20 protein-coding genes are annotated in these 20,659 nt (G+C 49.0%); 14 read left to right on the forward strand and 6 right to left on the reverse strand.

Annotated features, from left to right (window positions below; translation table 11 throughout):
- Positions 1-344 precede the first annotated feature (344 nt).
- Positions 345-1,427, forward strand: coding sequence for a polysaccharide deacetylase family protein (locus tag ACYVB1_RS11300; protein WP_460923687.1), 1,083 nt, complete (start codon positions 345-347; stop codon positions 1,425-1,427).
- Positions 1,428-1,566: 139 nt separating this feature from the next.
- On the forward strand, positions 1,567-2,172 hold the full coding sequence (locus ACYVB1_RS11305; protein WP_460923688.1) for a hypothetical protein: 606 nt from the start codon (positions 1,567-1,569) through the stop codon (positions 2,170-2,172).
- Here the strand turns inward: ACYVB1_RS11305 and ACYVB1_RS11310 are convergent.
- Together ACYVB1_RS11310 and ACYVB1_RS11315 are read right to left on the reverse strand one after the other, a co-directional pair.
- Positions 2,169-2,777 carry a hypothetical protein gene (locus tag ACYVB1_RS11310; RefSeq protein WP_460923689.1) on the reverse strand — a complete coding sequence of 203 codons (609 nt, stop codon included), beginning with the start codon at positions 2,775-2,777 and terminating at the stop codon, positions 2,169-2,171. The genes ACYVB1_RS11305 and ACYVB1_RS11310 overlap by 4 nt on opposite strands.
- 285 nt (positions 2,778-3,062) lie before the next feature.
- The gene (locus ACYVB1_RS11315) at positions 3,063-3,440 is read right to left on the reverse strand and encodes a hypothetical protein (RefSeq protein ID WP_460923690.1); all 378 of its coding nucleotides are present in this window, start codon (positions 3,438-3,440) and stop codon (positions 3,063-3,065) included.
- 272 nt (positions 3,441-3,712) lie between these two features.
- Between ACYVB1_RS11315 and ACYVB1_RS11320 the strand changes: the two genes are divergently transcribed.
- Positions 3,713-4,186, forward strand: a complete 474-nt coding sequence (locus tag ACYVB1_RS11320) for a nucleoside deaminase (protein ID WP_460923691.1) — start codon at positions 3,713-3,715, stop codon at positions 4,184-4,186.
- Positions 4,187-4,263: 77 nt separating this feature from the next.
- On the opposite strand, the gene ffh is transcribed toward ACYVB1_RS11320, so the two are convergent.
- The gene (gene ffh / locus ACYVB1_RS11325) at positions 4,264-5,598 is read right to left on the reverse strand and encodes a signal recognition particle protein (RefSeq protein WP_460923692.1); all 1,335 of its coding nucleotides are present in this window, start codon (positions 5,596-5,598) and stop codon (positions 4,264-4,266) included.
- A gap of 381 nt (positions 5,599-5,979) precedes the next feature.
- Here ffh and ACYVB1_RS11330 point away from each other — a divergent pair, with 381 nt between their 5' ends.
- From ACYVB1_RS11330 to ACYVB1_RS11375, 10 genes are all read left to right on the forward strand, one after another.
- Positions 5,980-7,227, forward strand: coding sequence for a glycosyltransferase family 4 protein (locus ACYVB1_RS11330; protein ID WP_460923693.1), 1,248 nt, complete (start codon positions 5,980-5,982; stop codon positions 7,225-7,227).
- Between the two features lie 108 nt (positions 7,228-7,335).
- Positions 7,336-8,370, forward strand: coding sequence for a UDP-N-acetylglucosamine 4,6-dehydratase (inverting) (gene pseB / locus ACYVB1_RS11335; RefSeq protein WP_460923694.1), 1,035 nt, complete (start codon positions 7,336-7,338; stop codon positions 8,368-8,370).
- Positions 8,371-8,395: 25 nt separating this feature from the next.
- The gene (gene pseC, locus ACYVB1_RS11340; protein WP_460923695.1) at positions 8,396-9,598 is read left to right on the forward strand and encodes a UDP-4-amino-4,6-dideoxy-N-acetyl-beta-L-altrosamine transaminase; all 1,203 of its coding nucleotides are present in this window, start codon (positions 8,396-8,398) and stop codon (positions 9,596-9,598) included.
- Positions 9,599-9,603: 5 nt separating this feature from the next.
- Positions 9,604-10,485: an aldo/keto reductase gene (locus ACYVB1_RS11345; protein WP_460923696.1), complete on the forward strand. Its 882-nt coding sequence runs from the start codon at positions 9,604-9,606 to the stop codon at positions 10,483-10,485.
- Entirely contained in the window at positions 10,485-11,273 is a 789-nt protein-coding gene (locus ACYVB1_RS11350; RefSeq protein ID WP_460923697.1) for an SDR family NAD(P)-dependent oxidoreductase, read from the forward strand. The genes ACYVB1_RS11345 and ACYVB1_RS11350 overlap by 1 nt, the downstream gene beginning before the upstream one ends.
- Complete coding sequence (locus ACYVB1_RS11355; RefSeq protein WP_460923698.1) at positions 11,267-12,091, forward strand: cytidylyltransferase domain-containing protein; 825 nt, start codon at positions 11,267-11,269, stop codon at positions 12,089-12,091. Before ACYVB1_RS11350 ends, ACYVB1_RS11355 begins: the two co-directional genes overlap by 7 nt.
- Entirely contained in the window at positions 12,081-13,571 is a 1,491-nt protein-coding gene (gene pseG, locus ACYVB1_RS11360) for a UDP-2,4-diacetamido-2,4,6-trideoxy-beta-L-altropyranose hydrolase (RefSeq protein ID WP_460923699.1), read from the forward strand. The genes ACYVB1_RS11355 and pseG overlap by 11 nt, the downstream gene beginning before the upstream one ends.
- 14 nt (positions 13,572-13,585) lie before the next feature.
- Positions 13,586-14,629, forward strand: coding sequence for a pseudaminic acid synthase (pseI, locus tag ACYVB1_RS11365; protein WP_460923700.1), 1,044 nt, complete (start codon positions 13,586-13,588; stop codon positions 14,627-14,629).
- Between the two features lie 3 nt (positions 14,630-14,632).
- The gene (locus ACYVB1_RS11370; protein ID WP_460923701.1) at positions 14,633-15,934 is read left to right on the forward strand and encodes a hypothetical protein; all 1,302 of its coding nucleotides are present in this window, start codon (positions 14,633-14,635) and stop codon (positions 15,932-15,934) included.
- An 88-nt stretch (positions 15,935-16,022) separates the two neighbouring features.
- Positions 16,023-17,507: a lipopolysaccharide biosynthesis protein gene (locus tag ACYVB1_RS11375; RefSeq protein ID WP_460923702.1), complete on the forward strand. Its 1,485-nt coding sequence runs from the start codon at positions 16,023-16,025 to the stop codon at positions 17,505-17,507.
- 186 nt (positions 17,508-17,693) lie between these two features.
- On the opposite strand, the gene ACYVB1_RS11380 is transcribed toward ACYVB1_RS11375, so the two are convergent.
- The gene (locus tag ACYVB1_RS11380) at positions 17,694-18,806 is read right to left on the reverse strand and encodes a DegT/DnrJ/EryC1/StrS family aminotransferase (RefSeq protein WP_460923703.1); all 1,113 of its coding nucleotides are present in this window, start codon (positions 18,804-18,806) and stop codon (positions 17,694-17,696) included.
- Positions 18,807-18,961: 155 nt separating this feature from the next.
- Between ACYVB1_RS11380 and ACYVB1_RS11385 the strand changes: the two genes are divergently transcribed.
- Positions 18,962-19,618 (forward strand): hypothetical protein, encoded by a 657-nt coding sequence (locus ACYVB1_RS11385; RefSeq protein WP_460923704.1) that lies wholly within the window; start codon positions 18,962-18,964, stop codon positions 19,616-19,618.
- Between the two features lie 75 nt (positions 19,619-19,693).
- Here the strand turns inward: ACYVB1_RS11385 and ACYVB1_RS11390 are convergent, their stop codons facing one another.
- The gene (locus tag ACYVB1_RS11390; protein WP_460923705.1) at positions 19,694-20,404 is read right to left on the reverse strand and encodes a cell division ATP-binding protein FtsE; all 711 of its coding nucleotides are present in this window, start codon (positions 20,402-20,404) and stop codon (positions 19,694-19,696) included.
- A 6-nt stretch (positions 20,405-20,410) separates the two neighbouring features.
- Complete coding sequence (locus tag ACYVB1_RS11395; protein ID WP_460923790.1) at positions 20,411-20,614, reverse strand: fructose-6-phosphate aldolase; 204 nt, start codon at positions 20,612-20,614, stop codon at positions 20,411-20,413.
- Between the last annotated feature and the right edge of the window lie 45 nt (positions 20,615-20,659).

A 20,659-nucleotide genomic window follows, 5' to 3' on the forward strand; every position in this document is an offset into this window, starting at 1 on the left:
ACAGTTCATTAGGTGACATAACGCCGGAAGAGTGGGTAAAAAAGAATATAGTGAAACCCGAATTCTCTACTTTTGACCGGCCCTAAAAATGGGAGGAGCTCATTAAAGATTTTTGTCTAATTTTAAACTGTCTCGATTTTAGGGGTACTTACATGAGTGATTTCCTGATCACTGATTTACTATACACCTTGTTTCTGATGTTGTCTTCATTTTTTAACACACTCATCATAAAAAAGATTCCTGTCATCAGGAAGTCTGTGCAACTATAAAAAGCGCAGGCTGTTAGTCTCACAAACCTACCAATTGAAAAGCAGGGCGTTATTTATTTATGATCAGCAGGCTATGTGCTTGTAATTAAACTGATTAGCCGGAAAAGATACTACAGGTACGTTGGAGGCAAAAAAAATGAAGCTCCTTTTCCCCTGCAGAAGGCTGGTATTGCGTATTTTACATCATATTCCGACTACTATATGAATACGCTTTTTACCCGCAGTTTCTGTGCCTTCTCTGCTGCCGCAGTTTTCTTTTTTTCCTCCTGTGATGAGGCAAAAAACCAGAAAACAGCAGCCACTACAGCACCCGCCACTGAAAGAACTGACTTACCCCCTTCTGAAATACCAGTTGCACCAGAAGAAGCGCCTGTCTCCACCGTTATTGATTTGAAAGCTGATGCCATGACGGTGCTGGCCCGCCCGCAGGTCCCTATTCTGTGTTACCACCAGATTCGTGACTGGCGCTCCTCAGATTCGAGGCAGGCGAAAGATTATATAGTACCCGTCGCACGTTTCGAAGAGCATATAAAAATGCTGGCCGACAGCGGGTACCACACCATTCTGCCTGATCAGTTGACGGCCTACCTTACCACGGGCGCCCCTTTACCGGAGAAGCCTATCATGCTTACTTTTGATGACACTAATCTCGACCAATATACGGAGGCCGCACCAGTGCTGGAGAAATACGGTTTCAGGGGCATGTTCTTTGTGATGACGGTGTCTTTAGGCCGCCCCCGCTATATGAGCAGAGAACAGGTAAAGGAACTTGCTGACAGAGGGCACGGCATTGGCAGCCACACCTGGGATCACCAGAACGTGAAAAAGCTGAAAGGTGAGGACTGGGTAACGCAGGTAGAGAAGCCATCTAAAGTGCTGGAGGAGATTACCGGCAAGCCAGTGACCTACTTTGCCTATCCATTTGGCTTATGGAACAAAGAAGCTATCGCCGAACTGAAAAACAGGGGCATTATGGCGGCTTTTCAGCTGGCCAACAGCCGCGACGATGAGATGCCGCTTTACACCATTCGCCGTAGTATTGCCAGCGGCTATTGGGGGGCAGAGACGCTGCACAAGAGAATGGTCGAAAGCTATCAGCTTAAGGAGATCCCAGCTGCTACATCACCCCGGTTGGCACACCTGCCTTCAGAAGAGTAATTCTGCCTGAAGTCCTGAACTTAACTAAACCTCCACCTGGCTTGGTGGGGATGGCTGAAGTATGGTAAACCCGGAATGCGCTCCTGGCCTGGTGCAGATGCTACCTCCTGGTTCTTTTACAGACACAAAATAGCTACTCATGAAAACAGATGAAATGCCCCAGCACATGGGTGTGGATTATGGCTCTAAGCTGGCAGGCACCACGGCCGCAGCAATGCTGGTACAAGGGCAGGTAAATGTGTGGCAAAGTAACAGTGGGCAGGATGCGGACAAGTGGTTACTCCAACTGGTTCAGGAACTTCAGCCCAAAATTCTGTACCTGGACGCCCCACTCACGCTCCCCAAAGTATATGTTCAAGGCACCCACACTCCCACCGCCGACTACTTCTACAGGCAGGCAGACAGAGAACTGCAGGCCATGTCGCCTATGTTCATTGGTGGCCTCACGGCTCGGGCCATCCGGTTAAGGGCCCAACTGGCAGAAAAAGGCGTGGCCGTTTTAGAGACTTATCCCGCTGCACTCGTGCAACAGGTACTGCCACAACTGCCCGGTTATAAAAAAGACCTTGCAGCACTCCCTGATTCTGAAGGAGCGCTGCAAGGTCAGATACCTTTTGAATTAAGTGAAAGCCCGCAGAACTGGCACCAGTTTGATGCCTTGCTGGCCTGGTACAGTGGTTACCGCCACCAGAAAGGGCAATCGGTGCTGTATGGTGATGCCCGTGAAGGACGGGTTATCATCTAATCTCCGGTTATGTCATCGGCTGTTTCAAGGGCACGGAACTCCATCTGCAGCGCTTTTATCTTTACTTCTGTTTCAGTATCTATATTTCCTTCTATTTCGCTTTTTCGGTCATTCAGTTCCTCCAATACTAATTTGGCCATATCCCAGTCCACATCTGTCCAGTTCTCATGCTTCGCCCGCACATTCTCTATGAACGTAGTATAGGCCTCACGCACGTTGGCTGCATTTATAGTCGCCATGTCAGCCCAACGCCCGAGCAGGTTTCGCTCCCACTCTGATTTACGCGCCTGGTACCTAACATCCGCATAAGACTCATCCGCCTGGTTAAACTCCTCCTTCAGCTGCTGATACTCTGCCTTCAATTCATCAGTAAATTCATCCTGTTGCTCGTCAAGTTCCTGTGTGCGCATCCGGAAGTCCTGCTTTGTCCGTTCCCAGTCCTCTTCCGTTAGACTGGCAATTTGTGAGGTTTGTTGGTTGACCCATGTCCTGAAGTCGCCCAAGGCATCCTCCATTTCCCGCTCTCTCGCAGTTGTACAACTACCCAACGCTATGATACTAATGAACAGCATCAGAAAAGCATACAAATAATTTCTTCTTATCATCTTCTTATGGTTGATTTACATATGAACACTGCCTTAAATACGCAGGCACTGCCTGATAAGATATTTGAGGGCGCTTCATGTTAGTAAAACCCTACCTAACAGCAAATTATAACAAAGACTTTAAGTACCTTCATGAACCATTGAAAATAAGACACGTAAAAATACTATAGCTTGCACGAAGAATCACCCGCCTCTGATACAAGAGGGCAAGGGCGTAATAGCTTACACGACGAGTATGCGATAAAAAGCACAAGTGTCGTGTAAGCTATTTTTGCGTGGAATAACCTATTTTGCCCGTTCGAACACCAGAATTTCATCTCCAAAACCAAACTCGTTCAGAACCAGCAGCTGAGGTGTCAGCTGCGCTATTTGCCAGCGGTTCAGCATGGCGCTGAGAATGGAACGCCCATCCACGTTCATGACCTGCACGCTAATCAGGCCCCTGTCTTCGTTTACCTCCCAGTTTCCCCATTCTACTGTCTCCATACTGTTCAGGTGGCTTTCCGTTTTATGCTGCCGGATGAGTTTATAAGTCTGATCCGGGTACAGTTCCAGCCTCAGCGCCTCAAGTGGAATTACAGGTTGCAGCTTTCCATCCTTTTCATGCAGGCGCTCACGCAACACCCACTCGTTTGCCAGCAACGCCAAAGAGTCTTGCGGCATAATCTCAGCACTAGCCACTGCACCAGAGGCATTTTGTGCAGGTGCTGCGCATAAGAGGCCTAGAAAGCTAAGTACAACTGCGAAACAAAGCATAGCCCGTACTAGTGGTTACCTGTACAGGGTGTACAGGTGTTAAAATGGGGTAACAGTTCCTGAACTGGAATCAGAACGACAGAAGTTGATTTGTTTGAGCCCTATGCATTTATCAGCTTTATCACTTATATTTAATTATCACTAAAGCCTGCAAACCCTTACAGAGTACCTGAAAGCGCATGAATGAAAAGGAAGAGTTTATGAGAGAGGCCATCCGCCTTTCTGTAGAGAAAATGGAACAGGGCTACGGCGGACCATTTGGAGCCGTGGTGGTACGCAACGGCGAGATTATTTCCCGTGGCTTCAACAACGTACTTTCTTCCAATGACCCCACCGCACATGCGGAAGTAGACGCTATCCGCAAGGCATCCCAGGTGCTGAGCACCTTCGACCTCTCCGACTGCGACCTCTACACTAGTTGCGAGCCCTGCCCGATGTGCCTCGGTGCTATCTATTGGGCCAGGTTCCGGAACGTCTATTATGGTAACACCCGGGAGGATGCTGCCAGCATCGGTTTTGACGATGCCCTTATTTATAAAGAAATAGAAAAGCCTGTTGAAAAGCGGAGAATTCCCATGCAGCAGTTACTGCCAGAGGAAGCAAGGAAAGGATTCCAGGTGTGGGAGCAAAAAGAGAACAAGAAAGCTTATTGATGTAAAGCAAAAGGGGCTGCACTTATCTGGTGCAGCCCCTGCTGTAGTATTCAGACTGTACGTCTTACAAAAAAGATTTACTTCTTCATCAGGTTAGCCAGGTTGCCTAAACCACCGCGCTTACCAGCCATTTTGTTCATAGAGCGCATCATCTTGCGCATATCGTTGAACTGCTTCATCAGGTTGTTTACCTGCTGCACGTCGGTACCACTACCTTTGGCAATACGCTGACGGCGGCTACCACTGATCATATCCGGGTTTTCACGCTCTGCAGGCGTCATGGACTTGATGATAGCCTCAATAGGTTTGAAAGCACCTTCATCAATTTCAACATCCTTCAATGCTTTGCCCACTCCCGGTATCATGCCTACCAAGTCCTTGATGTCACCCATCTTCTTGATCTGCTCCAGCTGCGTCAGGAAGTCGTCGAAGTTGAACTGGTTCTTGCGGATCTTCTTGTTGATGCGCTTCGCCTCTTCCTCATCAAAAGCCTGCTGCGCACGCTCTACAAGGGAAATAACGTCACCCATACCCAAAATACGCTGAGCCATACGATCCGGGTAGAACAGATCCAGTGCCTCCATTTTCTCACCGGTAGAGATAAACTTGATTGGCTTTTCTACTACCGCACGGATAGAAAGGGCTGCACCACCACGGGAGTCACCGTCCAGCTTGGTCAGCACCACGCCGTCAAAGTTGATGCGCTCGTTGAAGGTTTTAGCTGTATTCACCGCATCCTGGCCTGTCATGGAGTCTACAACAAACAAGGTCTCCGTTGGCTTTACAGCATTCTTGATCTCGGCTATCTCTTTCATCATCGCCTCGTCCACGGCCAAACGACCGGCGGTATCGATGATGACTACTTTTTTATTTGTCTTTTTAGCATGCTCAATGGCATTAAGGGCAATCTGTACGGGATTCTTGTTATCCATCTCCGTGTACGCCTCTACGCCTACCTGCCCTGCCAGCACCTGCAGCTGGTTGATTGCAGCCGGACGGTACACGTCGCAGGCAGCCACCAGCACATTGCGGCCCTGCTTTTTGATGTAACTGGCCAGCTTACCGGTAAAAGTTGTTTTACCTGAACCCTGCAAACCGGCAATCAGGATAATAGCCGGGTCGCCCTTCAGGTTAATATCTTTTTTCTCCCCGCCCATCAGGGCTGTCAGCTCTTCGTGCACAATCTTCACCATCAGCTGCCCAGGCGACACAGCGATCAGAACATCGCGGCCCATCGCCTCATCCTTGATCTTGTCGGTTACAGTTTTGGCTACTTTATAGTTAACGTCAGCATCCACGAGGGCACGGCGCACCTCTTTGATGGTTTGCGCCACGTTGATTTCTGTAATGCTTCCCTGGCCTTTAAGTGTTTTAAAAGCCTGGTCTAATTTGTTACTTAAATTATCAAACATCTCTTTTTCTGGGTTTACTTACAAAAATAAGCAATATCTCTTTTATTTACGAATAACAGCTTATGAATAACAAGGCTGCAGCAAGAAATCTATGCACATTGTATGCCTTCCGGCATTATTCATCTTGCCCTGTAAGAAGTTTTACAAATGAAACTGTATAGTATAACTACGATTTAACTATGCGTTGTTTCTGAATTCTATGAAACTGTTGTAATGACAGCATACTTATAGAAACAGCAACAGCGCAGGTGCGTAATATTATTTTTATATTTGAAACGAAAGCAAAGCAGAGGAAAGCAATTGAAAAACGACGATACAACGAATCTTTTATACATATCATATTACTGGCCCCCATCTGGTGGACCTGGCGTACAACGGGGCTTGAAATTCTGCAAATACTTTCCGCAGTTTAATGTGCAGCCAACCGTGCTGACAGTGGACGAGAAGCAGGCTTCTTACCCCCTGCTTGACCCGACGTTTGAGAAAGAGGTGCCACAGGGGTTGCAGGTGCATCGTACCTCCACCACAGAACCTTTCGAATACTATAAAAAGATATCCGGCAAGAAAGAAATACCGTTCAGTGGTTTTGCCAACCAAAAAGGCAAAGACACTTTTGTCGACAAGGTGTTTAAGTTTGTACGTGGTAATTTATTTATACCGGATGCCCGTGTAGGCTGGAACAAACATGCCATAAAAAAAGCAGACGAACTGCTACAGTCAGGAGATTATAAAGCTATTCTGTCCACCAGCCCGCCCCACTCTACGCAGCTTATTGGTTCTAAATTAAAAAAAACGCACAACCTGCCCTGGATAGCAGACCTGCGCGACCCCTGGACGAACATCCACTATTACGACCAGTTGCACCATACCGCGCTAGCCAAACGCCTGGACGAAAAGTATGAACAGCAGGTCCTGGAGGAAGCGGATGCCATCATTGTAACCAGCGAAGATACCAAACGTCTTTTCCTGAACAAGCCGGTCAGCATAGATGCAGATAAAATTCACGTGATTCCAAATGGATATGACGAGGATGACTTCAAATTACCGTCCAAGCCACCAAAAGATGAGTTACTTATCACCTACACCGGCACTATTACGGAAAGCTATAACATAGATGTTTTTCTGAAGGTGCTGGCCCACATGATGTCGGTGCACAGCGAAATAAACTACAAGCTACGTTTTGTAGGGCAGGTATCAGACGGGGTAAAGAAGCGAATCGAGAAGGCGGGGATATTGGGTATTACGGAGTTCATCTCTTATGTGCCGCATGAGCAGGCAATTAAGTATCTGATGGAAAGCACGATGCTCCTACTGGCTATTGCTGACGTAGACACTGTTTATTCAAATGTTCCTGGTAAGCTGTTCGAGTACCTGGCCGCCAATAAACCTATTGTTTGTCTCGGGCCTGTTCACTCCGACACTGACCGCATCATAGACGAATGCGGTGCTGGCCGCCTCTTCCACTACACTGCCTACGACCTGATGGTGGACCACATGACACAGGTGAGCAAGGCCTGGAAGATCAACCCAAACCAGGACCTGCCTTCCATTAACCACGCCCGCTACTCGAGAAGGGCTTTGACAGAGGAACTGGCTGAAGTGGTGAAGAGGTTGGTAGAGGAAAAATAACAGGATTGCAGCTGCGGTAGGGTTTTAATAGATATACTGAAAAACGAGTATCTTGCATCCTGATAGGTGACCATACGCCACCTGTCGTATAAAGCATAAATCTTAGAGATGGCATTAGACCTCAACAATAAATCTATATTGATTACAGGGGGCACAGGCTCCTTCGGGAAAAAGTTTGTGGAAATGGTGTATGCGCGTTTCCCGAATATCAAGCGCCTTGTAATTTACTCCCGCGATGAACTAAAGCAGTTCGAGATGTCGCAGGTTTTTCCGCATAGCAAGTACAACTCCATCCGCTATTTTATCGGTGATGTGCGCGACGGCCAGCGCTTTAAGCGGGCCTGCGAAGGCATTGACATTATTGTGCATGCCGCCGCCATGAAACAGGTGCCTGCTGCAGAATATAACCCCATGGAGTGCATCAAAACAAATATTCTTGGTGCCGAAAACATCATCAATGCCGCCCTGGACGCTGGTGTGAAAGATGTGGTAGCGCTTTCTACAGATAAAGCAGCCGCTCCTATCAACCTCTATGGCGCTACCAAACTTTGTTCTGACAAGCTGTTTGTGGCTGCCAACAACATGAAAGGCAAGCGCGATATTCGTTTTTCGGTTGTTCGCTACGGAAACGTGATCGGTTCGCGGGGTTCAGTTGTACCTTTCTTCCTGAAAAAACGAAGTGAGGGCGTGCTGCCCATCACGCACCCCGAAATGACACGTTTCAACATTTCACTCGAAGAAGGCGTGGAGCTGGTTTTCCATGCACTGGAGCACCATTGGGGTGGAGAAATCTATGTTCCTAAGATTCCTTCCTATGTTATTACAGACATGGCAGAAGCTATTGGCCCGGATTGTAAGCAGGAAATTATCGGAATCCGGCCTGGCGAGAAACTGCATGAGGAGATGATAACTGAGACCGACTCCCTCAGCACTGTGGAACTGGAGAAGTACTACGTTATCCTCCCCTCCACTCCCACATGGGCTCCCGCAGATTTCCTGAAGGCGCACAATGGGAAGATGGTGGAAATGGGCTTTAAGTATAACTCAGGCACAAATGCGGAGTGGCTGAGCGTAGAGCAGCTGCGTGAGGAAATTCGACAGCATGTTGACCCTCATTTCGACGTAACTCCCGGTATAAGATAATATTCCAGCACCCAAACATTCACCCGTGACGCAGCAAACAGAAAAAAATACGCATAAGCTAATACCATACGGCAGGCAGCACATCACTGAAGCTGACATCGAAGCTGTAGTAGAAACTCTGCAGTCCGACTTCCTGACACAGGGACCGAAGGTAGCTGCCTTCGAGCAGGCCTTTGCGAATTATGTGGGAGCTGCTTACGCTGTAGCAGTTTCGAACGGTACGGCTGCCCTGCACCTGTGCACAATGGCGTTGGGCGTGAACGAGGAGTCACGGGTCATCACCACACCAATTACCTTTGTGGCTTCTGCCAACTGTGTGCGTTACTGCGGAGGCACAGTAGAATTTGCAGACATTGTCCCTGCCACCGCCTTGCTGGATACAGACAAGGTACGGCAGCTGCTGGAAAGTAAGCCGAAAGGCTACTACAGCGGTATCATTCCAGTAGATTTTGCGGGCAACCCGGTAAACATGGAGGAACTGAAGGCGCTTGCAGATGCGCATGGCCTCTGGATAATAGAGGATGCCTGCCATGCACCGGGCGGGTTTTTCTACGACAGCAATGGAAAAAAGCAGATGTGTGGAAACGGCCGGTATGCTGATTTAGCCATTTTCTCTTTCCACCCGGTTAAACACATTGCCACCGGCGAGGGCGGTATGATTACCACCAATGATGCCCAACTCTACAAAAAATTGGTGCAGCTGCGCACCCACGGGATCACCCGCGATCCAGACCTGATGGAAGAAAATCATGGTGGCTGGTACATGGAGATGCAGGAACTGGGCTACAACTACCGCATTCCGGATATGCTGTGCGCGCTGGGCATCTCGCAGTTGCAGCGGGCAGACACTGGCCTGGCCAGAAGAAAAGGCATTGCCAGAATATATGATGATGCGTTCAGGGAAATGGAGGGTATAAAGGTGCTTGGTCCCAGTGCTGCAGCGTTGGGACCAGAAGGCGACACCGGGCATGCTTACCACCTGTACGTGATACGGGTGCAGGATCGCGAAGGGCTATACGAATACCTGCGCCAGCACCAGGTATATGCACAGGTGCACTATATCCCTGTGCACACCATGCCCTATTACCGCAGCCTAGGCCACAGCAAAGGGGATCACCCGAAGGCAGAGCATTATTATGCCGAATGCCTCAGCCTGCCCATGTACCCTTCGCTGACCCAGGAAGAACAGGCTTTTGTCATTCAAAAGGTGAAGGAATTTGTAGCGTAGTGGCCTTGGCAGGAAAAGTAAATAGGAACCGGCTGATACTAGGCACAGTCCAGTTTGGCTTAGCCTATGGCATCAGCAACAAACGGGGGCAGATAAGCCAGCAGGAAGTAAACAAGATACTTGCAAGCGCCCATGAAGCTGGCATCAATACTTTAGATACCGCTGCCGCATATGGTGAGAGTGAGGCAAGTATAGGCACCTCCTGCCGGGCAAATAACCTGAACTTTCAGTTGATTACCAAATACCCGCCAAACAGGCCGGGCCTGTCCGTAAGCGAAGCTTTTCACGATTCACTCAGTAAACTGGGGGTTGATCATCTGCACGGGTACCTCCTGCATAGTTATGCTTCCTACAGCAGCAACCCAGGCATTATGAATGAACTGCAGCAGCTAAAGAATAGCGGACAAGTAGATAAAATCGGAATTTCACTTTACCATCCACAGGAGGCCATTGAGCTTCTTGAAAGGGATGTGCAGATTGATGTCGTACAGTTTCCTTACAGTGTGTTCGACCGGCGCTTTGAGGAGGTATTGCCCCTGCTGAGAAAACATGGCATTGAGACACACGTGCGTTCTATCTACCTGCAGGGGCTTTACTTTGTAGCCCCAGAAGCGCTTCCTGCACACTTGTCTTCTGTCGCACCCAAACTACAGCGGCTGCAACAGCTGGCATTGGACCATCAGTTGCCCCTCGGAGCAATGCTGCTAGGCTTTGCTCTTGCCAATCAGCACATTACGAATGTGGTGATTGGCGTTGAAAGCCTGGCGACACTGCAGGAAAATATTGACTACAGCCTTGTTACCTTAAGTCCGCAACTAGTACAGGAACTGCTGAATTACCAGGATCATAACGAGGATATTTTATTACCCTATAACTGGACAAAATAATGAGCATCAGTCTTAACAAACTTTTTTCGCTTGAAGGCAAGACTGCTTTAGTTACAGGTGGTTATGGGCATTTGGGTACTGCCATCTCTGTGGGTTTAGCTGAAGCGGGCGCAGATGTGTATGTGCTCGGCCGTGATGAGGATAAGTTCAAGAGGGCTTTTGCCAATATAAATAAAATGAATATCCGGTTTCAGCTTTGCGATATAGCACAAACCAAAAGTATAGCAACTGCTTTCTCACAAATAGCTGAAGCACAAGGCAGACTTGACATCCTGGTAAACAATGCCTTTTACTCCAGGGGGCAGCACCCGGAACACCTCAGTGATGAAGAGTGGGCCTTCGGAATTGACGGAAACCTGAACAGCGTGTACCGCTGCATTCGGGAAGTAATTCCGTACATGAAGGACAACGGAGGTCGCATCATCAATGTGTCTTCTATGTATGGCATGGTATCTCCTGATTTCAGTATTTACGACGAAAGCCCTGCCTCTCTCAATCCACCGCATTATGGTGCAGCCAAAGCAGGTGTTTTACAAATGACCCGCTATTTTGCCTGTTACTTAGGAAAGCATCAGGTTACCGTAAATGCCGTCACCCCAGGTCCTTTCCCAAGCCAGGCTGTACAGCAGGATGAAGTGTTTATCAAGAAGCTGGAGAAGAAGAACCCACTTGGCAGAATCGGTCTGCCAGAAGACCTGAAGGGTGCTTTTGTATACCTGGCTTCCGATGCATCTGCTTTTATGACAGGCCAGAACATGGTTATCGACGGAGGCTGGACGGCATGGTAACGGTCGGTGCAATCATACAGGTACGGCTCGGTTCCGAGCGGCTCCCAGGCAAAGCACTTCTGCCCCTCCCCTTTGGCGGTGGCCCCGCTTTACTGGAGCATGTTGTGCAAAGAGCCTCCGCCACACCTGGTTTGGCAAAAGTAGTTGTGGCTACTACTGAGCAACCTGCAGATGATGCCATACAGGCTTTCTGCGAGAGCCATGGTATCGGATGTTACAGAGGGGCTACGGATGATGTTTTAGAGCGGTTCCTGAACGCGGCGAAAGCAAATAGCCTGGATGTGGTTGTACGTCTGACAGGAGATAACCCTTTTATTTTTCCGGAAACGGTTGCTTACGCTGTACAACAGCATATGGCGAACAGTGCCGACTATACCATTACAGAGGGCCTGCCGCTGGGCACAAATGTAGAAGTAGTAAATCTTAGGGCACTGGAGCGTGCGGCACAAGAAGCAACAGAGGCTGCAGACAAAGAACATGTCACCCCGTACGTTCGCCGTGAAGAAAGCTTTAAGAGGCAGAGCTTAAGAATAGAGTCCTCACTCAGTACCTTAAGGCTTACGGTAGATTATCCCTCAGATTATGCTTTAGCCTCCTTAGTGTATGAGAGGCTGTATGAGGTTAAAAGCCTTTTTGGTTTAGCTGATGTAGAGCGGCTGCTACAGGAAAACCCGTGGGTTTCTGCTGTAAACGCGCACAATACACAACGTAAAGGCTTCGTATCCGAAAAAGAAGAAATGGAGGCGGCGGAGAAGCTGCTACAGAAAGGCGGCTTCCTGAGGGTTTTACGGCGACTAAGAAAGGCTAATGATGAATAAGAAGCGTAGGATAATATTCAGGGCAGATGGCAACAGCCAGATTGGCTTAGGCCATGTTATACGCTCACTGGCACTGGTGAGCATGCTCCGCGAAGAGTTTGAATGTGTGTTTGCCATACAGGCCCCCGGACCTGAACTACAGGAACAAATCCGGAAAGTGTGTCATGGGCTGATTCATCTTCCTGCCTGCGCCACATCCGAAGAAAGATTTGTTCATGAGCTGGATGCTTATATCTCTGCTGAGGAAATCGTAGTGCTCGACGGCTATCATTTTGACACAGCCTACCAGGAAAGCATCAAAAGTAAAGGAAGCCCGCTGGTATGCATCGACGACATACAGGCCTTTCATTTTGTGGCGGACCTTATCATCAACCAGGCAGGTGGTGTGAAACCACACCTGTACAGCAGGACCACTTATACAAAACTACTCCTGGGGCCAAAATATGTGCTGCTTCGGCCTCCTTTTCTGGAGGCTTCCAAAGCAGAAAGAATCCTGCCAGAGGGTACGCCTGCCGTTCTGCTGAACCTGGGAGGTGCTGACCCCGGAAACAAAACGTTACAACTGGCAAAGGAACTCTCCCAGAACATTGTCATCCAGCGCATAGAGATAGTTGTGGGTGCGGCTTACCGTCATTTAGTGGAACTACTGTCATGGCTTCAGGATAAAGATTATATTACCCTGCACCGCAACCTGACGGCCGGGCAAATGCGTGACCTGATGCAGCAATGTGCTCTGGCTGTAACTGCTGCAAGTGGTGTGGCTTATGAATATGCGGCTGTAGGAGGTACCCTGTTTGTACTGCAGACTGCAGACAATCAGGAGGCTTTGTACCACTACCTAATTGACAGCGGCAATGCGCATGAATACAATGACTTACATAATTTGTTAACAAGTTCCTCTTTAAGCAAGCTTTTCCAACAACAGGTTACTACCCAACGGCAGCACTTCGACGGGCACAGTGATGTACGGCTGAAACAAAGTTTCCGTAAACTCAGCCTTAGTGCCAGCCTGTCGCTGCGTGAGGTCACAGAAGAAGACACAATGCTCCTCTTTGGCTGGGCAAATGATCCGGAGGTGCGTAAAAATAGTTTTAACCCGAACCCCATTACAATTGACAACCACACCCGCTGGTTGAAGGCTGTTTTGGAGGATGAACAAACGCTTCTTTATATTGCAGAAGCAGCCGGTAAGCCTGTAGCACATATCCGGTTTAACATCAGTGGCGGCAGAGCCATGATCAGCTACCTGATAGATGCTGATTTCAGAGGGCAGGGGCTTGGGCTCCACCTGCTTCAAAAGGGAGTTCAGGCACTGGCAGCACAGCGCTCTGATATAGAGCAGGTGGAGGGGCTGGTGCAAAGAGAAAACGTTGCCTCTGTTCGTTCTTTTGAAAAAGCAGGGTTCAGCTACGGCCAGCCAGACATGGAGCACCCGCAGGCGCACCGATTCATGCTACAGTTAAAGCAGCAGCATTTATAATATTAAGCACCAACATGATACAGGAAATAAATATAGGCGGTCGTTTAGTAGGCCCGAAGCATAAGCCCTTCATTATAGCAGAGATGTCTGGCAACCATAACCAATCGCTGGAGCGGGCCCTGGCTATAGTAGATGCCGCCGCTGACGCAGGTGCTGATGCCATTAAACTGCAAACTTACACCGCCGACACCATGACACTGCCCGGTGCCTTCACCATAGAAGATGAGAACTCACTCTGGAAAGGCCGGGAGCTATACGATTTATACCAGGAGGCTTACACCCCCTGGGAGTGGCACAAACCTATTTTTGAACGTGCCAGGGAAAGGGGAATTCTGGCTTTTTCCTCTCCCTTCGACGAAACAGCCGTAGACTTTTTAGAGGAACTAGGCGCACCGGCCTATAAGATTGCCTCTTTCGAAAACACTGACCATCCGCTGATACGCAAGGTTGCTTCCACCGGAAAGCCCGTTATCATCAGCACCGGGGCAGCAACTGTATCTGAATTAGACGAGGCAGTGCGGGTACTGCGGGAGGCAGGATGCGAGGAGTTCATCATGCTTAAATGCACCAGCACCTACCCTGCCAGGCCAGCAAATACAAATCTGGTCACTATTCCGCACATGCGGGAGTTGTTCGGTGTGCAGGTAGGCCTGTCAGACCATACCATGGGAGTGGGCGCACCAGTGGCTGCCGTGGCTCTGGGGGCAACTGTTATCGAAAAGCATTTTACCCTCAGCAGGCTCGATGGCGGCGTGGACTCCGCTTTTTCACTGGAACCCGTGGAGCTGCATGCGCTGGTAGTGGAGACAGAGAGAGCCTGGGAGGCACTGGGGCATGTGCAGTATGGCGTACAGCGGGCTGAGGAAAAGAGCCGGCTCTTTAAGCGTTCTGTTTATGTTGCCAGGGATATAAAGGCTGGAGACACCTTCACCAGGGAAAATATTCGTGTTATCCGGCCAGGCCTGGGGCTGGCGCCTAAATATTATGAGGGCCTGCTAGGCAAGCCGGCGAAGCAGGACATTAAAGCAGGCACGCCACTAAGCTGGGATTTGGTGTAGTACATGGAGCAGTGGTACGCCCTTTACAAGAATATCCTGTACATGCACTTTTCCGAAGGGTTTTACAACCTGCCGCAGAGTGCTAAAAATGCCGCTTCCCCACAAAGCCCCCTAAAGCGCCTTGTTCGTGTGGCGGGGTACACTTTCCTGCGACTCACAGGAAACCTGTTTCAATCAGTTGAGAAGCCTGAAAAACTACGGGGAAGAGTATGGTTGTATGTGGTGAGCCAGAACAATTACGACAGCCTCCATTTTGTGCAGCAGCAAATGCCGGATGCTGTTTTCGTAGCAGGGCAAAGCAAGAACATAGGTAAATATAAGAATGATGTGGAGAGGCTTTCGCTGCGCCGCAAGCTGCTCTACTACTACAAATTCCCTGCCCTGTTCCTGCAGTTTCTGAAAAACAAAAAGCAACTAACGCTCCGCTTTTATGACCTGCTTTACGATGCTGTCGGCTTTTATGAAGTGTATCACCAAAAACTGAAGCAGTATGCACCTGCTGCCGTTGTTTTTGCCAACGACCACAATGCCGACGCCCGCGCCATGCTTATGGCGGCAAAAGCGATAGGCATAAAGACCATTTACATTCAGCACGCCAGCGTAAGCACTATTTTCCCGCCCCTCTCCTTCGACCTGAATCTGCTGGAGGGCCAGGACTCGCTGGATAAATACAAACAATGCGGTCCTGTGCAGGGACAGGTGGAACTGATTGGCATGCCCAAAGCGGATAAGTACGTGCCCCATCGAAACACAAGCAAAAACATCCGCACGATTGGCATTGGCTGTAATCTGATGGATAATTTAGATGAAATAGAGAAGCTGTTGCAGGCACTCACGTCCGAACTCCCCCACCTTCACATTATACTGCGGCCACACCCCCGCGATAAGCGCGGTTTTGCTTCGCTTGCTGCTCTAAGCCCGAACATCCGCATCTCTGACAGTCGGTCTGTTCCCACGTTTGCGTACCTGCAGCAAATTGATGTGCAGGTAAGCGCTACTTCGGGCATACACCTGGAAGCGGTGCTGCTCAATGTTTGGTCCATTTACTACGACTTTAATCCCTCTCAGAATTTACACGACTACTACGGCTATATACAGCATGGTTTGATTGACACTGCCGAAAGCCCTGAAGCGCTGATACAGCTATTACAGGACCGCTTAACCTCCAGGCCGAACGTAGTAGGCAGAGCAAAGTATTATAATGCGACTGTTGGCACCACCTACGATGGCAGAAGCAGTGACCTGGCGCTGCAGCACATTGCTGGCTTTGTTCAGAAGGAGTTTAACCTTGAAAGAAACAGGTAGGGTATTTTATATTTCTGCAGAGACCAGAATTATATTCCTTCTCCTATGTTGTCAGAATCCGCTACATTTATAGTTTGGAGCATTCTTAATGAGGAAATTACAGCGCGAAGGCATCTGGAACACCGCTATCTCGTACGCCGGCATCTTTATCGGCTACGTCAATACTATCCTGCTTTTTCCGAATTACCTCGATGAAGCCGAAGTAGGCCTGACACGGCTCCTGCTGACCATATCCGTCATGTTTGCGCAGTTCTCGGCCCTGGGATTTGTCAACATGAGCACCCGCTACTTTCCTTACTTCCGGGATAAAGCACGGCAGCACAATGGTTTCCTCTTCTTACTATTATCTATTCCTTTACTTGGTTTTGCTGTCGCGACAGGGCTTTACCTACTGTTGAAGCCTGCTGTAATAGACTATTACCAGGCTAAGTCGCCGCTGATCCTGGACTACTATTATTATATTATACCACTGGCACTGTTTACGCTGCTGTACAACATGTTTACAGCCTACCTGCGGTCCCTGTATAAAACCATTGTCTCCTCGTTTGTCCAGGATTTCCTGCTGCGTATTCTCACTACATTGCTTATCACAGTGTACGCACTGGGCCTGATGGATTTCAGTCAGTTTGTATTGCTGTACGTCATTCTCAATTCGGCAGGGGCTCTGGTATTGGTGTTGTATACTATCTGGCTGAAGCAACTTTACCTGCGCCCCACCCTGGCTGGTTTGCGTATTATCCCGATGCGGGAGATGTTGTATTACGGCTTCTTCACGTTTCTGGGCAACTTGTCCACCACCATCATCACCACCGTTGACCAGGTAATGATCAGCTCCTACAGCCTGAGCGATAATGGCATCTATACAACCGCCTTTTTTATGACGAGCGCCATCATGGTGCCGGCAAGGTCTATTCTTAAAATTGCCTCACCACAGGTAGCCGACTACTGGAAAGACAGGGATTTGGACGGGATGGCAAAACTGTACAGGCACGTCACGATGGTGAATCTTATTGTAGGGCTGCTGCTCTTTATTGGCATTTGGGCGAATATTGACAACCTCTTCTCCTTTATGCCGGAAACGTATCGTGCCGGAAAGTATGTGGTGCTTTTTCTTTCTTTTGCCCGTATTGTTGATTTAGCCACCAGCCTGAACGGGGTGATTTTAGCGACTTCTGAAAAATACCGCTGGGACCTGGTATTTAATATAGCACTGGCCATACTCACTATCTGGACAAACTGGTATTTTATTCCCCGCTACGGCATCAATGGTGCGGCATTGGCTTCTATGTTATCCTATATCTTCATGAACATGAGCCGGTTGTTGTTTGTGCAGTTCATTTATAAAATCCAGCCCTTTTCCTGGGCTTCAGGTCAGATTGTTATCATAGCGGCTGTTGCACTGGGCATCTCCTATCTGGTGCCTTATCTGCAGAATGTGTATCTGGACATACTGGTGCGCTCACTCCTGATTGTGGCTGTTTATGGCGGACTAAGCATTGGCCTGAACATCTACCCGGAAATGAACGCATGGCTGAAGAAAGTAGTGCTTGGCCTCACAGGCTGGAAGCTTTAGCTAATGTTCCCGCACATAAACACCTAGCACAGACAGCTTTATTCTTTTAGAACAAGCTAAGCGATGCAGGACATAACTCTGCGATAGGTCTACATTCCGCAGGTACTATGGCAGAAAGAAACGCTGGGGAAAAATACATCATATTGCCCGGCAGACATGCTTTCTTATGCCTACGGAGCAAGGGCTTTAAGCGTGTCGCCTGGTACAGGTCAGCACATGGTGGCAGATATATTCAAGCTGGTCTTGCTTTAACTCTGAATGCATCGGCAGTGACAGTACACTTCGCGAAAGACTTTCTGCCACAGGAAAATCTCCTGGCTTGTAGTGCAGGTAAGAGAACTGTTCCTGCAGGTGCAGGGGCTTTGGATAATAAACAACGCTTGGAATATGGTTGTCGTGCAGATACTCCTGCAAGTCATCCCGTAGTTCAGGAGCCACACGGATGGTGTACTGCTGATACACATGCGAACTGTATGGCGCGCGGTATGGTGCCAGCACCAGTTCTGTTTTCCTGAAGGCATCGTCATAAAAACGGGCTACCTCCTCCCGCTTCTTATTATGGGCATCCACGATTTTAATTTTCACCTCCAGCATTGCCGCCTGCAGTGTATCCAGTGCCGTGCCACTAGCAGACGAGCCTGCTGTTAAAAGCTGCTGCACTTTTTCGGCAAGACTTGATTCATTTGTCAGCAATGCCCCACCTTCTCCCGTTCCTCCAACTGCTTTAGTGGGGAAGAAAGAAGTAACACCCATGTCCCCTATCGCGCCGGCTGGCAGCGTACGTTCACCTGGCTCCGTATAGGTTGCTCCTAAAGACTGTATACTATCCTCCACCACCCACAGCTTGTGTGCCTGCGCCATTTCCAGGACAGGCTTCATGTGAGCGCATTGTCCGAACAGATGCACTGGAAGAATGGCCGAAGTAGTAGCACTCACCGCTCTTTCTGCCGCTGCAGGATCAAGATTAAAAGTATCTGGCAGTACATCAGCAAAAACCGGCTTTAGCCCCAGCATCTTTACCACTTCAGCACCAGTAGCATCGCAGAATGCAGGCAGTATGACCTCAGATTCTGCTGGCAGGTTTAAGGCCTTCAGCGCTAACTGGAGGGCTACTGTGCCGCTGGCACAGGGCATAGCATGACGCACCTGCACCATCTCCTCCAGCTTTCTAGCAAAGCTTTCCAGCTGCGGGCCATTCACAAACTGCATGTTTTCCATAACAGCGTTGAAAGCCGCGTCCAGTTCTGGTTTCAGCTGTGCATAAGCTGCCTTCGTATTTGTCATTTTTATATCTTCCATGCCTTCCGTTCTTTACCGGTGTAACACAAATATAGGCATTGCTTCACAAATCAGCTGAAATGCCCCTTTATGTACTTATAGTGCCACGCCAGGTCATCTCCCGTAACCATCCGGATGAAGACGCGTTACTAAACATCATCAATTAATAATATTCTATGCTTCACAAACTCAAACTCATAGCGGCAGCAATTTGCCTGCCCTTGCTAGTGTCCTGCAACACCGATAATAACCAGGAAACAGAAACAGATGCAGCCTACGAAGACTACCGGACCTTTGTAACAGACTTCGAAGGGGACTCGCTCACTGAAACAGAAATAAGGGCCATAGAGTCTGAAACCTATGACAGTACGGAGTGGGCTGCCATGAAAGAAAACATGCAGCAGCAGTTTAACCAACGGCTCCAGGCCGTGAACCAAAACCAGGACCAGTACACCGAAGAGCAGCGCCGGGAGGTGCAGGACCTTGAGAACAGGTATAACAGGGCCATCGAAAGACGGGAGCAACAGTATGAGGAGGCCAGTAGAAGGTACAGGCTTCGAAGAGATCTTTTAGGCCTGGAAATAAAAAACGATGATTTAAGTGATATCACCCAGGAGGACCTGGCCAATACTTACCAGCGCTTTGTAGACAGAATTGCAGAAAACGGGCAGCAGTACGAAGGCCGCGACTGGGACCTGATAGAGGGCTGGTGGAGCTCCCTTAATACGCGCTACAGGAACCTGCAGGATGCTTTGTCACAGCAGGCCAGAACAACCATTGAGCAGGCTCAGGCACGGTACCGCGACCTCAGATCACAGTATAACATCCAGTAATACAGGGATTTGGGTACGGCAGATGCAAGTACTGCTGTATCCTGTTTATTGATAATGATAAGCAGAAAGGAAGGATCAGAATCCGTTTATAAGGTTGAATTCCTGCACCTGTGAATCCAGCACTTTACCCTCCACACACTTCAGAACACGCTTCGGGTAACGGTTAATAATTTCGTAGTTGTGTGTGGCCATGAGTACGGCCGTACCGCTGTTGTTTATCTCTGAGAAAAGATTCATGATGCCGTCCGCCACCAGTGGATCCAGGTTACCGGTAGGCTCATCAGCAAAAAGGATAACGGGTTCGTTCAGCAGGGCACGGGCTATCACAATGCGCTGCTGTTCGCCTCCCGAAAGCTGGTGCGGCATTCTGGTAGCCGCGGCATCGAGACCTACGCGCATCAGCACTTCAGAAATACGCTGCTTAATCCTAGAATTATCTTTCCAGCCGGTAGCACGCAGCACAAACGACAGGTTTTCTGCTACAGTTCGGTCGAACAACAGCTGGAAATCTTGGAAGATAATGCCGATCTTGCGGCGCAGGTAAGGCACCTGTTTGCGTGGCAGCTTTGTGAGTTTAAAGTCAGCAACGGATCCGTGGCCAGTCAGGAGCGGCAGGTCCGCGTAAAGTGTTTTGAGCAGCGAGCTTTTACCACTTCCGGTGCGGCCAACCAGGTACACAAACTCCCCTTTCTCCACATCAAAGCTGACATTACTGAGAATGGTGTTCACATCCTGATAAACGGCAACATCGCGCAGCGACACCACAGGGCTAGAAGAAAAACTCATAAAAACTTAAATTTCTAATTTCTGAAGCTTGCCAAATTCCAGTGATGCAATAACGGCTGCCAATGCATCTTCCTTCCCTTCCAGTCCATAGCGGTCCAGGTTCTTAAGCGGTCGGTCAGCTCTAAAATAAGCAATAAGCACAAAATTATTATCGCGCAGCTGGATATAGTCCGGGATTTTGGCCTTGCCTTTTACTTTGATGATGTACATCGTGGGGAGAAATGAATTATGAATCACGAATTACAAGTGGCACGG

It is taken from the genome of Pontibacter brevis, assembly GCF_054779655.1.